Genomic DNA, 12,205 nt, shown 5'->3' with positions numbered 1-12,205 from the left:
ATATTTTTTCTCAGCTCACCTGCCGATCGGCAGGGGCATGCTTCTGACGGCGATGCAGAAGACGCAGAAGACGAATCCGCTCATAGTTAGCCTGCACCGATGCGGTGGCTTGCTCTAAGGCCGCTTCACCGAACGCTTTTATATAAACCGGTTTTAAGTATTCGTCCCCCAGCTCCACAAAAGCCATATCAATCGCCTGCCTTTCTTCCCTTGGCATTGAAGCTAACTCGGCCTCCACAAGCGTCTCTACTTGGTATCCTTCCCGTTCCAGCGTTTCAATTCGCATAATGAGCTCACGCCGATCAATGCGAAGGAGTTCCATCAGTTGCAACAGGGTCTGCCCTTGCTGTATCCCCTCCAAAAGCTTTCTGCGCTCGGTCAGCTTCGTTAATTCATCCCTTTGCTTTGCTTCCCATTCCGAATAGATCCACTGTGCGAATTGCTGCTCGGTGATAGCCGCTTGCACCCACTCTAATGGGAAGGTCGTGCTCCGTTCATACTGCTTCGTTATTTCGACGATATCGTCCCCAAACGATTGTATTTTGATTTCACCAAATCCCGGAAGCTGCTTCAATTCCTCCAGTGTATGCGGCAAAAATGCGCTTACGAGTCGAAGCATACGGTTCGTCGCCACCCAATACGGGGCACGCTTCAAGCGGCTTGCCATCTCTCGTCGCCACTTGGCCAACTGCTCGTACACTTCCTCCTTCGCGTATAGTTGGGCATAGCAATTCACCCATTCCTGCCGCTCCTTCATCCGGCGTTCATGAATGTCGGTATCCGGGACAAATCCCAGCACCATACGGTAGCCCGAGCTGAGCAGTTGAGCCAAGCCACCGCGCAGCGCAGCACGCATCTCGGCCCAGATGGATCCTTCGAACCACACCTCAGATGCTCCGCCGTCCACTTCCCACAACACGATCCATTTTCCTTCCTCTTCTCCAACCGTGACGAGACCTTGCTGAGATCTGACCGCATCAGCCTCTTTTTTAGCCTTGCTCTTCGCCTTTCGTCCGTCTGGGCTTGCGCCCTCCTGATAATCGAACCTTGCCGTCCAGACTACTTGCATGTGTGACGATTCCTCCTTTATTGTAAAGTGCATTATATCCATTCATAATGTGGAACATAAAAAAAGAAAGCACCCCTTCAAAATGCGGCTATACGCATTTCAAAGAGGTGCTTCCCCGTCCTAGTTATGAATTCACCTAAATTATACCACATAGACATGCGAGGTTGCAATTCTTACTTTTAGTGCAGTTCAGCTCTTTTAGAAGTTGCCGCTGTTACGTTATAATGGGAATGTTACCCACACAAGGAGGTTCGTCAAGATGAGTATGAACGACATAGACTTTTTATCAGACGGTACGGAGGAGACATCCACGCGCTTCGTTACGTTTATCGGTCCGAGCATGCATCGCTTCGATCTGGCTGTTACGACGACGAACCGCTTTTACGGCAAAAAGCTGGTGACTGATTTGCAGAGCGGTCTAACCGCCATTATGGGACAAGACGATTTAGAAGAAGAAGGTTATTTGGAATCGTTCTATCGCTTGAGCAATGAAGAAGCGGAAGACTTGCGCCATTTTCTGTCCATGGTCATTGGCGCTGTTCACTTTACGGACTAAGGACCAAGACCAGGTTGATGAAGCCTCAATCAGGCTTTTTACACCCGTTAATGGGAATGAACGCTGCCTCGGCAGGATGCGGATGGAGAACGATACAACCACGATATCTGTTCTCCTGCTCGCTCCAATATATCACATTGTGCAGTTATTTCACTTCAACACCGCTCCCTTTTTTTGGATAATACCACGGAGAAGCACGATGAGCGCTTTTCGAGCCGGTAGGTTATTCCGTTCGGGCAGTGGCGCGCTCTGACTGGCGGTGATTCGCTGCATCCGCCTCTTTGCTCCATTCTCCCCTTCCATCAGAAGGCGACACGTCCAATGGCGACTCTGGTTTACTTCCATCATTATCGGCCCCTCCATGCCATGGATCCGAACGGCATATGCTAACCTCGACATTATCTCTCCTGACGGTATGGGAGAATGGATCTAAGGACCATTGTACGGGAGGCCCGACAACATGGTTTCGCTCAAAGGGAAGGAAGCTGCCATTCTGAATGAAGGGGAGAGTGAGGCAATGGATGCCGAACAGGCATACCTTTTTCGGAAAAGGGAACTGACGAATCCATGGATCTTCTATCGAGGCCTTTCGAAGACGAGCGAGTACGTTTAGAGGTAGGTTTTATCCCCATAAGGTATGTCTGGTTTCTCTTGAAAAAAAACGGCGATGCAGGCTGGTCCGTGTCACATCATGACAGAACAAGCAAGCTTCACCGTTTTGTTGCCGCTGATATGCGGCACTTATGGTTGTGCTATTATTCGAATGAATCAAATTCCGACTAATTTCGCTATACTGGACATTTCGAGCCGCTCGAATACGGCATGCACCGCATTCCGTTCCGGCGCGAACAGACAGCGTTCGGTATCGCACACGACCGGAGCATCACACTCAATCCGCGCCAATTGGCGCGATAAATGAAGCATGTCCATATCCGCCTCAATCTTCGTGCGCACGCCTTTGGCTAGCGCCGGCAGATTGTCGAGGATTCCCTCGATGGAAGCATACTCCTGGATGAGCTTGTGCGCGGTCTTCTCGCCAATGCCACGGACACCTGGATAATTGTCGGATGTGTCCCCCATAAGACCCTTCAAATCAATAATTTGCTCTGGCGTCAGCTGCTTCTCTTCCATTAGAGTGATCGGACTGTATACCGCATAGTTGCCGTGCCCTTTTTTCATTATAATAACCGTTGTGCGTTCATGGACAAGCTGGAGCATGTCATGATCGCCTGTTAGAATATTGACTTCCATCTCTTTTCGGTAGAGACGTGCTAGCGTTCCGATGCAATCATCCGCTTCATATCCTTCCGCCGAAATGTTCGGAATGCCGAAGCTATCCATCACATCGCGTATGAGCTGGAATTGCGGAATCAGATCCTCCGGACACTCCGCACGATTCGCTTTGTACTGGTCATATTGCTCAGCTCGGAACGTCTTGCTGCTCAAATCCCAACAGCAAGCGATATGGGTCGGTTCGAAGGTCTGCACCGCATCCCAAAAATAGCGCATAAATCCGTATACCGCATTGGTCGGAGTCCCGTCCTTCATCCGGCGAATGGAGCCGCCATATGCCGTCGCATAATATGCGCGGAACAGCAATGCCATCCCGTCGACTAACAGAATACGCGGCAGTTGAGATGTCTCTATATGTTCTTCCAGTTGTTCTTCCAGCATGAGTGTTAACTCCTTTCGCAATACAATGCCTACCAGTATACCATATATTGCGGTTCATCGCGGTTAGCTGATTCTACCATACCTGCTCAATGCTTGGAGGCAATAGTCCATGTATTCTCGAACATCTCTTCACGAAAGCCTACTGTCGCCCGCTTGCCGTCGGTCACGATCGGACGCTTAATTAATTTGCCGTTCGAAGACAGCAACTCCAACTGCTCGTCTTCGCTCATTTGCGGCAATTTATCTTTCAATTGCATCGATTTATATACTTCACCGGACGTATTGAACCACTTCTTCAATTCCAGTCCGCTCATTTCCACAAGCTTCTTGAGCTCGGCTGCGGTTGGCGGTTGTTCGATCAGCGGAATTAATTCGGTCTCAATGCCTTGAGCCTGCAGCCACTTAACCGCTTTGCGGCACGTGCTGCATTTGGAATATTCATATACGGTCAACTTCATTGTACTCTCTCCTTTATGAGGTTGTTCAAAAAGCCCCTTTTTGAATATGCACTTATATATCTTATCGCAAGTATTTATGATTCAGATCCTTGACGCAATCGCTCTCTTAGCTGCTCCAGTTCGGGCGGCAGCTTAGCTGTAAACTGCAAGGGCACACCCGTCATAGGATGTAAGAACCGCAGCTCGGACGCATGCAGAGCATGCCGGGATAACGGTGCAATCGCAGCCTGCAGGAACGGGGTTCGCGCCAACTCGTTCGAGGCATAGAACTTGTCTCCCAGCAGCGGACATCCGAGATGCTGCATATGCACGCGGATCTGATGAGTTCTGCCCGTCTCCAAGCGGCAGGATATCCGTGCAGCCTCGCCGTTGTACGTTTCAAGCACGTCGTAATGCGTAATTGAATCATATCCGTCCGGAGTCACGACGCGAAGGTGCGGCTGCTCCTTGTCACGGTCAATCGGGGCATGAACGGTTCCTTCCCGTAGAGTCGGCACACCATATACGAACGCTTCGTATTGCTTCCATACTTCATCGTTCTGCATCTGATCAGACAACTGATGATGAGCATGTCCATGCTTGGCTACGATAAGCAAGCCTGACGTCTCTTGATCCAGTCGGTTCGCAGGGCGGAAGCGGGTCTGCTCTCCCTTAAGCCTCCAATAATGGACAACGCCATTGGCCAACGTTCCATTGGGATAGCCTTTCGTCGGATGGACGACAAGTCCCGCTGGTTTATTGACGACGAGAATATCATCATCTTCATATACAACGTCAACCGGAATCGGTTCCGGTTCAATATAGTCTACGGTTTCTTCCGCAATTTGAACGTGAACGACATCTCCGCCGCTCAAACGGTCCCTTACGGTAAGCGGCCGGTCGTTATACCGCTCCATGCCGTTAACCGTTATCGCTCGTTCCACTGTCTTCAAGCGGGTAAGCAGACGCCGGGACAGATTCAGTCGCGAACGGAGAACCGTTCGCAGTTGAATGCCAGCCTCTTCCTCTGGCACAACATAAGTGAGTTCTGCCGCGATGTCCAATCTCGATTCAGTCATGTCGTTCTTGACGTCGAAACACTTCGGCACTGCGCACATATTCCTGGTCCTGTACCGCAGCGATTACGTTGGCACGTCTTGCGGCGACAAAGAAATAATCCGATAGCCGATTAACGTATTTCATCACTTCTGCGTGCACCGTCTCTTGGCGGGACAAGGTGACCAAGCGGCGTTCCGCCCGCCGGCACACAGTACGGCATACATGAAGAGCCGAAGCAACTTCGCTTCCTCCTGGTAAAATAAATTTGCGGATAGCCGGAGTCGACGCCTCATGCGCATCGATCCAAGCTTCAAGGCGTGCCACCTGTTCCGCATGAATTTTATACGTGACGCTTTCTTGCTTCGTCTCTGCGTATGCAACATCCGAGCCGCAATCGAATAGCTCGTGTTGAATGTCGACCAGCTGTTCCCGCAGTTCGTCATAGCTGTCTTCTTGACAGCAGGCCGCAGCCCATCCGACGAACGCATTCAATTCATCCAGCTCGCCGTATGTATCCACCCGCAGATGATCTTTGGCAGCCCGCCCACCAATCAGCGAAGTCATGCCTGTGTCTCCTGTCCGCGTATATATATTGTTCACAACTGAGACCTCCCATCTTTCCCATTGATTTATCCGCGAAATCTTCTTGCACTTAACTCCTCCGGAATGCCTGCGTTCAAGCGAAACCATTGATGGCTTCTTCGCGCTAATTCAAGATTCAATGCAGCATGCTGGGTAATATAGCATCGTTCTTTCGGATCGGTGAATGGCGTATATCCGGGAGGTTCGTTCGTGATGACGAACACCTTCCCTTGAAACGACAACAACGCGTTCTGCAGTTCCTCACGTGCTGCTGTCATCAGCTCCATATAATCACCATCGTCGATGCTGCCGTCGTGTTCTTCCATGAAGCGTTGATGCGCCGCACATAAATACGACGTCAAGCTATCAATGACAAGCACTCTCCGATCAGCCCGATACAGATTGGATTCCTCATTGATGCGATGCAGCACGGCCGGCAAAGCGAATTCGGTGTGAATGGTCTTCCATGTGAAGTGAGGGGGCGCGGGCATAGCAGCCGGCAGCGGCGTATCGTGAGTAACGACATACAGCCCTTCGCGTCCGAAGGTTGCCGCATACTTGAGGGCAAACGGCGTCTTGCCATTGCCGGCGCTTCCTGTCACCCCTATTATCATGTTATTTCCCTCCATCACCTGTCATCCGTCCTATTTACACAATTACTGTTCCTCTGCCAACGCTTTCAGCACCTGAACCGAGAGATCTTCATTCGGGGTTCTCGACGGTATCGTGACGAACAACCCTGGCTCCTGTATGCCTAGCTTCTTTAGAAGCGGCACCTGTTCTGCTGGCAGAGCATACAGATGCGTCCCTTTATACTCGTTATATCCCTTTTCCGCTTTCTCGTATACGACTCCGTCCATAACTCCTGCCGCATACTTTTCCTTATCAAAATAGTTGTCCAATACGACATGCCCGCCCTGCATTGCCATCGTCTTCACGTCGTCTTCCGGCAAAATCACGATGCCGTTGTCACCCGCGGCATATTCAACAACCAATTTTTGTAAATTGTACATCGGCGATGCAACGGCATCAACCGTAAACTTTCCTTCAAACTTTTTATTCAACTCTTCTTTCAACGCTTGCGTCATCTCGGTCGGCACTGTTGACTTCGGCATCATGAATACGGTTATATCCGCTTTCGGTCCGCCGCAGCCGCTTACAAGGATAAGCATCGTTAGCAGAACCCCCATGAATCCCCATTTGCGCATCACGTAATCCCCTCTTTCCCCATATGTCTCTCAATTCACTATATCATAAACGGTACAAGCAAAAAAAGAAGACCCCGCAGGGTCTTCGTTCACGCTGTCACTTCTTGACATGCGACTTCATATATTCGTTAATTTTCAAGTCCAGCATACTGCTGATTTCGATGACATTCTCAGCCGTGAACGACTGTTCTTCTTGAAACATCTGCTCCATTTGCTTGCGAAGAACAATAATTTCATTCTCTAGCGCAAGTAGCTTGGACGAAACGTTTCTTGTTTTGCCCGACCATTTCGGATGAGATCCATCTTCTCTCAATAAACTACGTGAATACGTCGTTAAGGTGTAGTTCGAACAAAACAAGTGACCTTTCCTCCCTTCGCAGCTGGATACTCGAAATCCCTATAGTCGTCCATCTGTTCCAATGATGGGACAACCTTGCGAGACATGTTATATTATACCAGATGAAGGGAACGAAAACTAGTTCATTTTAGTTGAATTTGAATTTTTTTCACATTTCTTGCTTCATCTTGTCGAGGAAGCGTCCCATGCGATCGAGCGCCTCATTCAGCTGCGCGACAGATGTTGCGTAGGAACAGCGGATGTAGCCTTCTCCGCCCAAGCCGAACACGTCTCCCGGCACCGCTGCGACCTTCGCTTCGAACAACAGTCGATGCGCAAATTGCTCCGAAGTCAGTCCCGTCGACTGAATCGAAGGGAAGGCATAGAAGGCGCCTTGTGGCTCATGACAGTCAAGGCCGATTTCCCGGAAGCCTTTGACGACCAGACGGCGGCGTTGATTATACGACTCCACCATGTGAGCTTTCTCTTCATGACCGTTCTTCAACGCTTCCAACGCAGCCACCTGCCCCATAATCGGAGCACACATGACCGTGTATTGGTGAATTTTCAGCATCGCTGCAATAATTTCTTTGTGTCCACACGCATACCCCATGCGCCATCCCGTCATCGCAAACGCCTTGGAGAAGCCGCTGACCACGATCGTGCGATCCTTCATACCCGGAACCGATGCGAAGCTGACATGCTTCTGATCATAGGTCAGTTCAGCATAGATTTCATCGGAAATGACGATTAAATCGTGCTCTTCCACAACTTTCGCTATCGGAAGCCAATCCTCATAAGTCATAATGCCCCCGGTCGGATTGCTTGGATAGCACAGAATGAGAACTTTGGAGTTCGGAGTTAATTTCGCTTTGAGCGATTCAGCCGTTAATTTGAACTGGTTCTCGGCAGATGTTTCGATCCCGACCGCCACACCGCCGCCAATTGATACGATCGGCGAATATGAAATGTAACAAGGCTCCGGAATCAATATTTCATCGCCTGGCGATACGAGCGTCCGCAGCGCCAGATCAATCGCTTCCGAACCTCCAACTGTAACGAGTAGCTCGTCAGCCGGGTTATACGTGATTTGGAACGAATCATGTAAATATTCGGCTATCGCCTCGCGCAGCTCAGGCATCCCTGCGTTGGATGTATATTTGGTGCGTCCCCGCTCCAACGAGTAGACGCACGCTTCCCGCACATGCCATGGCGTGCAGAAATCAGGTTCGCCTACGCCCAGCGTAATAATGTCTTTGCTCGCGTTGGCCATGTCGAAAAACTTGCGAATACCTGACGGCGGAATGTCTCTGACGAGTGGATTGATATAATTCCCCATGGAGCGCAGCGTCGCTTGCTTATCCTCTTCCTTAATCATGACACATCACCTTTCACGGGGATACTACGAGACGTTGATCGTCCTCGTGGTCTTCATAAATAATGCCTTCTTGCTTATATTTCTTCAATATAAAATGCGTCTTCGTCGAAAGCACCGCTTCAATTGGAGACAGCTTATCAGATACGAACGAAGCCACTTCGCGCAAATTCTTCCCTTCGACTTCCACGAGCAAGTCATATGCGCCGGACATAAGGTATACGGATTTCACTTGCGGAAACAAGTAGATTCGCTCCGCAATACCCTCGAATCCACGACCGCGCTCAGGCGTAATCTGAACCTCGATCAGCGCCGTCACCTTCTCGTCGTTCACCTTGCTCCAATTCAGAATTGTCGCATATTTAACGATAACGTGATCCTCTTCCATTTCGGTGATGGCCGCTCGAACTTCTTCTTCCTCCACACCAAGCATAGTCGCGATTAAGCTAGGGGAACGTCGGGCGTCCTCTTTTAACAGCTTCAATATGTTAATGTTTAACTCGCTTAAATCCTTCATAAGACGAAATCCTCCCCCGACCTGGATATGTAAGGCCGCTTTTGTTGATATGCTTATTATGATACACCTTTTTACAACTTCCTGCCAAGAACCACCTACGCCGTATTCCCAGGTGCATCCGGATCTGATCTGGGCCGGCATCTCACATGAAAACAGCCGCCCTTCCACAATGGAAAGACGGCGCTATCGACCGGATTGAATTACATGTAGTTGTGGGAATCGCCGCCTTGGTAATTCCCCTGCACATAGTTGTTGTTATTGTAATTGTGCTGCTGGCCGTTCAGTTTCTGCTGCACGAATTGGTTCGTCTTCGTCTGCATTTGTTGATGTTGCTGCAGTTGTTTGTTCACTTCCTGCCGCAGCGCCGGCGAAGCCACAGAATACATATTGTGCTGCTCCATTAAATTGAACAATTCTCCCTGCATCTTTATCGTGCTATTCGTCAAATCGGTAAACATTTGCCGGACGGCCGGGCACGCCGCCTCCGTAACGCCTGTCACATATTCACGCGACGTGCGTTTCAAATCGGCCAATATCGTATATAACAAATCTTTCTCAGCCATGAACCCGCTATTTTGTGTATAGTTCATCGTTAACGTTACCTCCTGCTCTTTTGACTATATTATTGCGATTGCTGCGGTTGAGTCGGGGCCAGTTGAGCGTGCTGCTGCAATGTCTGCACAAGAATATTCATATGCTGCTGGTGAGCGGACACCATATGCGTCAAAGCTTGCTGAATCGTCGTATTCGTCGAACTGGCTGCGGTTGCGGCGCATTGCTTGATTAATAGATCTTCATTCGATATCGAATCGGCAATATACTCTAATTCTTTGGCAGTCAGCGGTTTCATGGTCAAATGGTTTTGTTGTCCGTATTGCATTTGGCATGATCTCCTTCCATCTCTTCAATGTGGTACCAAATGTATTATGTACCCTGCATTAGGGAAATATGTAACGCGATGAGGCAACCAACCTTTTGGAAGAACAGGAAGCGATGCTGCCCAAAATGGCGCGTATGGCCCGCACCCAGACTCTTGCGTATGGTGATAACAGCATCAGTCGAACTAAAATGTTTTCTTCAATCGGCAGAAGTAAGAACTCAATGGAATATATGTAGTAGAATGTTCTGATTAGGCTGTAGAATTGAATATAGACTGGATATTATACAGTGGATCGGGCTGTTTGACAGCAACTCTGCTGAATGATCGGAAAAGCATTGGACTAATTCCAATGGAGCGGCCAAAAAGAGGTGTACGTGCTGTTTTAACTGTACAGAATCCAACAGAGGAAGGAAAAAACAGAATTAGTTGTTAAGCTTATATCGTTTTTGATGCCGTAAATACCAGCTGCCTAATGTGTGGCAGCTGGTTTACGGCTGCTCCTTGAGCTTGTGCTTCATCTTCGCTTCCCCAGCTTCTTCTGCTGCATCACCCATAGCTTCCGGCACCCTTTTTGCATACTGATTCTTAACTAAAGGCTGCATGAACCATGCGCTTAGCACAGGCGCTGCGCCAATCACCGTGAGAAACACGACAATCGCCGTATTATTCGTCCGCCACTGGACCAGGGCGATAAAGGCCGCGATACCCGCCATCCGTCCGATGAGCAGACCGAACTCCCGCAGTACAGTGAGCTCGACGCGCTGACTGACCGACTCCTTATCGATTCCCATAATATCGAACGTGGACGATGTCATCGGTACAGTGAACAGCGGCGAGAATAGAGAAATCATAATACCGAACGCAAGCAGCGTCCCGTACTTGATCTGAAAAAATAATGGGACAACCGCGAGCGCCATCGCCATCGCCCCGAGCAGCATCCCCTTGGCGCGGTATGATACCTTGAAGAAACGCCCGGCCACATAGAAGCTGGCCAATGCAACCGCAGAGGTAATAAGCGTATAATTGCCGAGCTTCAGTTCATTCGTAGTGACAATATACACGATCAATCCGACGAGAAAAGCGAACACTCCATCGCGTAATCCTTGTGACGCAAGAGCCGGCAGAGCGACGCGCCAAGGACTGAGCGGAGGACGTAACGAAGTGAACGGAAGCGACCAGCAATAATGGCCTTCCGGCGGACGCTTGTGCAGCCAGAAGCTAATAATGACCGCGGCGACAAATACGACAAGGGATATGGTAAATATGATCGGATAGCCACGGCTATCACCAAGTGTGGAGATAAGGAAGCCCGAAGCCCAGGGCGCTGCCATCCCGCAGCCCGACCCGATAAATCCGACCCAGCCGTTGAACAAATCCCGGTTGGCGGCATCCGTCACTTCAAAGTATACGACATTGAAGGTCAGCCAGAAGGCGCCAGAAGCGGCACCCAGCGTTAAGCCGAGCGGCCATATATAATGAACCGCCTCTTTATCAATCCACAATACTGCGGCGTAAAAGATTCCCGCAAGCAAAATACCAAGGCGCAAGCAATTCATTTTATTGCCTTCTTTAACCCATTTGCCAGCGAAATAGAACATGAGCCCGATTGCAATTTGCTGGCTGAACGCAAACCAGCCGATGAGTGAATAATCCGACTTCGCTTTCCAAAGAAAAACGTTGACGAACGTCCCTGACAGGGCATTCGCCAACGAGAATAGACCGTATACGACCAACAACAAGAGAGATTGGCCGTCCAGACGCGCCTTCACGAAGGTAACCCTCCCCGCTTCCGTGGGCTTGTAGAGATTGATCAAAAAGTCACCTTTTGATCACGTACCCAGTTCGTTACAGCTTATAAGTTACCCCAAAGCGCGCGTCTTATTTATTCTGATTTCGTATTTCGTACATTTTCCATTATTGGTTCACGATATGTCTCTGCCAGCACCTTCGATACTTGAAAGCAGGATGTGCAGACATATACATCCAGCTCAAACGGCGCAGTAAGAATCGGTTGCTTCAATGTCTCCGGAATGTGAGGTGTAAACTGTGTGGAAGGCATTGTTTCTTTGCCGACAAGCAACATGTATTCACGGCATTGCGGGCACTCTGGCACTTCCTGCTGCTCGTGCAGCACCTTGTCTACGCCTTCTTGGTAGCGCAGCGTGTCCGGTTCGCTATACAGAACGGAATCATCATCCCAGCCAAAGTTGGACCAGCCTTTTTCCTCCGGCTGTTCTTCATTCGCATCAGATGCCTGCTCGTTACGCGCATCCTCGGCTTCATCTTCATCGTGTTCGATCATGACGTTCATACTCCGGTATGCATTAAGTTCATTATGACAGTGCGGGCATTCCTCTTCAGGCCCCAACACTTCATCCCATACAATTTCAGTATCGCACCAAGGACAGATTGTCGTGCTGCTCATTGTTCATCAAACCTTCCCTATATAGAGGTTGTTCCAAAAGTGTCCTTTTGATCACGACGCATTTCTTGAAGCAGATACGCCATCGA

17 protein-coding genes are annotated in these 12,205 nt (G+C 49.7%); 2 read left to right on the top strand and 15 right to left on the bottom strand.

What is annotated here, in order from left to right; genetic code table 11:
* Positions 1-10: 10 nt before the first annotated feature.
* Positions 11-1,069 (bottom strand): HRDC domain-containing protein, encoded by a 1,059-nt coding sequence (locus tag A372_RS0115525; RefSeq protein WP_019421789.1) that lies wholly within the window; start codon positions 1,067-1,069, stop codon positions 11-13.
* 259 nt (positions 1,070-1,328) lie between these two features.
* On the opposite strand from A372_RS0115525, the gene A372_RS0115520 reads away from it, so the two are divergent.
* The gene (locus tag A372_RS0115520; RefSeq protein ID WP_019421788.1) at positions 1,329-1,625 is read left to right on the top strand and encodes a DUF3055 domain-containing protein; all 297 of its coding nucleotides are present in this window, start codon (positions 1,329-1,331) and stop codon (positions 1,623-1,625) included.
* Positions 1,626-1,775: 150 nt separating this feature from the next.
* Here A372_RS0115520 and A372_RS0115515 read toward each other — a convergent pair whose 3' ends face one another.
* Positions 1,776-1,973 carry a hypothetical protein gene (locus tag A372_RS0115515; RefSeq protein WP_157259583.1) on the bottom strand — a complete coding sequence of 66 codons (198 nt, stop codon included), beginning with the start codon at positions 1,971-1,973 and terminating at the stop codon, positions 1,776-1,778.
* A 112-nt stretch (positions 1,974-2,085) separates the two neighbouring features.
* On the opposite strand from A372_RS0115515, the gene A372_RS37405 reads away from it, so the two are divergent.
* Complete coding sequence (locus A372_RS37405; protein WP_019421786.1) at positions 2,086-2,238, top strand: hypothetical protein; 153 nt, start codon at positions 2,086-2,088, stop codon at positions 2,236-2,238.
* A gap of 155 nt (positions 2,239-2,393) precedes the next feature.
* Here the strand turns inward: A372_RS37405 and A372_RS0115505 are convergent, their stop codons facing one another.
* From A372_RS0115505 to A372_RS0115445, 13 genes are all read right to left on the bottom strand, one after another.
* Positions 2,394-3,299, bottom strand: coding sequence for a 5'-3' exonuclease (locus A372_RS0115505; RefSeq protein ID WP_019421785.1), 906 nt, complete (start codon positions 3,297-3,299; stop codon positions 2,394-2,396).
* Positions 3,300-3,385: 86 nt separating this feature from the next.
* Positions 3,386-3,757 carry an arsenate reductase family protein gene (locus A372_RS0115500; protein WP_019421784.1) on the bottom strand — a complete coding sequence of 124 codons (372 nt, stop codon included), beginning with the start codon at positions 3,755-3,757 and terminating at the stop codon, positions 3,386-3,388.
* 74 nt (positions 3,758-3,831) lie between these two features.
* Positions 3,832-4,854, bottom strand: coding sequence for an RluA family pseudouridine synthase (locus A372_RS0115495; protein ID WP_443146841.1), 1,023 nt, complete (start codon positions 4,852-4,854; stop codon positions 3,832-3,834).
* Positions 4,808-5,395 (bottom strand): cob(I)yrinic acid a,c-diamide adenosyltransferase, encoded by a 588-nt coding sequence (locus A372_RS0115490; RefSeq protein WP_019421782.1) that lies wholly within the window; start codon positions 5,393-5,395, stop codon positions 4,808-4,810. Before A372_RS0115490 ends, A372_RS0115495 begins: the two co-directional genes overlap by 47 nt.
* Positions 5,396-5,424: 29 nt before the next feature.
* Entirely contained in the window at positions 5,425-5,991 is a 567-nt protein-coding gene (locus tag A372_RS0115485; protein ID WP_019421781.1) for a bifunctional adenosylcobinamide kinase/adenosylcobinamide-phosphate guanylyltransferase, read from the bottom strand.
* A 42-nt stretch (positions 5,992-6,033) separates the two neighbouring features.
* Positions 6,034-6,585 carry a hypothetical protein gene (locus A372_RS0115480; RefSeq protein WP_019421780.1) on the bottom strand — a complete coding sequence of 184 codons (552 nt, stop codon included), beginning with the start codon at positions 6,583-6,585 and terminating at the stop codon, positions 6,034-6,036.
* A 97-nt stretch (positions 6,586-6,682) separates the two neighbouring features.
* Entirely contained in the window at positions 6,683-6,943 is a 261-nt protein-coding gene (locus tag A372_RS0115475) for an aspartyl-phosphate phosphatase Spo0E family protein (protein WP_019421779.1), read from the bottom strand.
* A gap of 148 nt (positions 6,944-7,091) precedes the next feature.
* The gene (locus A372_RS0115470; RefSeq protein ID WP_019421778.1) at positions 7,092-8,300 is read right to left on the bottom strand and encodes an aminotransferase class I/II-fold pyridoxal phosphate-dependent enzyme; all 1,209 of its coding nucleotides are present in this window, start codon (positions 8,298-8,300) and stop codon (positions 7,092-7,094) included.
* Between the two features lie 13 nt (positions 8,301-8,313).
* Positions 8,314-8,814, bottom strand: a complete 501-nt coding sequence (locus tag A372_RS0115465) for an Lrp/AsnC family transcriptional regulator (protein ID WP_019421777.1) — start codon at positions 8,812-8,814, stop codon at positions 8,314-8,316.
* A 200-nt stretch (positions 8,815-9,014) separates the two neighbouring features.
* Positions 9,015-9,404, bottom strand: a complete 390-nt coding sequence (locus A372_RS34030) for a spore coat protein (protein WP_019421776.1) — start codon at positions 9,402-9,404, stop codon at positions 9,015-9,017.
* 32 nt (positions 9,405-9,436) lie between these two features.
* Positions 9,437-9,694, bottom strand: coding sequence for a hypothetical protein (locus A372_RS0115455; protein ID WP_019421775.1), 258 nt, complete (start codon positions 9,692-9,694; stop codon positions 9,437-9,439).
* 488 nt (positions 9,695-10,182) lie between these two features.
* A complete protein-coding gene (locus A372_RS0115450) occupies positions 10,183-11,463 on the bottom strand; it encodes an MFS transporter (protein WP_019421774.1) in 1,281 nt (426 codons plus the stop codon).
* A gap of 113 nt (positions 11,464-11,576) precedes the next feature.
* Positions 11,577-12,119: a hypothetical protein gene (locus A372_RS0115445; protein ID WP_019421773.1), complete on the bottom strand. Its 543-nt coding sequence runs from the start codon at positions 12,117-12,119 to the stop codon at positions 11,577-11,579.
* Between the last annotated feature and the right edge of the window lie 86 nt (positions 12,120-12,205).

Source organism: Paenibacillus sp. OSY-SE (assembly GCF_000283315.1).
GTDB lineage: Bacteria > Bacillota > Bacilli > Paenibacillales > Paenibacillaceae > Paenibacillus_B > Paenibacillus_B profundus.
Note: the sequence above shows the minus strand (reverse complement) of the source record. Positions and strands in the feature narration are given on the sequence as shown.

Coding starts and splice junctions, on each gene's coding strand:
- A372_RS0115445 (WP_019421773.1), bottom strand. CDS start 12,119: ATGAGCAGCACGACAATCTGTCCTTGGTGCGATACTGAAATTGTATGG.
- A372_RS0115500 (WP_019421784.1), bottom strand. CDS start 3,757: ATGAAGTTGACCGTATATGAATATTCCAAATGCAGCACGTGCCGCAAA.
- A372_RS0115525 (WP_019421789.1), bottom strand. CDS start 1,069: ATGCAAGTAGTCTGGACGGCAAGGTTCGATTATCAGGAGGGCGCAAGC.
- A372_RS0115470 (WP_019421778.1), bottom strand. CDS start 8,300: ATGATTAAGGAAGAGGATAAGCAAGCGACGCTGCGCTCCATGGGGAAT.
- A372_RS0115485 (WP_019421781.1), bottom strand. CDS start 5,991: ATGATAATAGGGGTGACAGGAAGCGCCGGCAATGGCAAGACGCCGTTT.
- A372_RS0115495 (WP_443146841.1), bottom strand. CDS start 4,854: ATGTGCGCAGTGCCGAAGTGTTTCGACGTCAAGAACGACATGACTGAA.
- A372_RS0115520 (WP_019421788.1), top strand. CDS start 1,329: ATGAGTATGAACGACATAGACTTTTTATCAGACGGTACGGAGGAGACA.
- A372_RS0115455 (WP_019421775.1), bottom strand. CDS start 9,694: ATGCAATACGGACAACAAAACCATTTGACCATGAAACCGCTGACTGCC.
- A372_RS37405 (WP_019421786.1), top strand. CDS start 2,086: ATGGTTTCGCTCAAAGGGAAGGAAGCTGCCATTCTGAATGAAGGGGAG.
- A372_RS34030 (WP_019421776.1), bottom strand. CDS start 9,404: ATGAACTATACACAAAATAGCGGGTTCATGGCTGAGAAAGATTTGTTA.
- A372_RS0115515 (WP_157259583.1), bottom strand. CDS start 1,973: ATGATGGAAGTAAACCAGAGTCGCCATTGGACGTGTCGCCTTCTGATG.
- A372_RS0115505 (WP_019421785.1), bottom strand. CDS start 3,299: ATGCTGGAAGAACAACTGGAAGAACATATAGAGACATCTCAACTGCCG.
- A372_RS0115465 (WP_019421777.1), bottom strand. CDS start 8,814: ATGAAGGATTTAAGCGAGTTAAACATTAACATATTGAAGCTGTTAAAA.
- A372_RS0115480 (WP_019421780.1), bottom strand. CDS start 6,585: ATGCGCAAATGGGGATTCATGGGGGTTCTGCTAACGATGCTTATCCTT.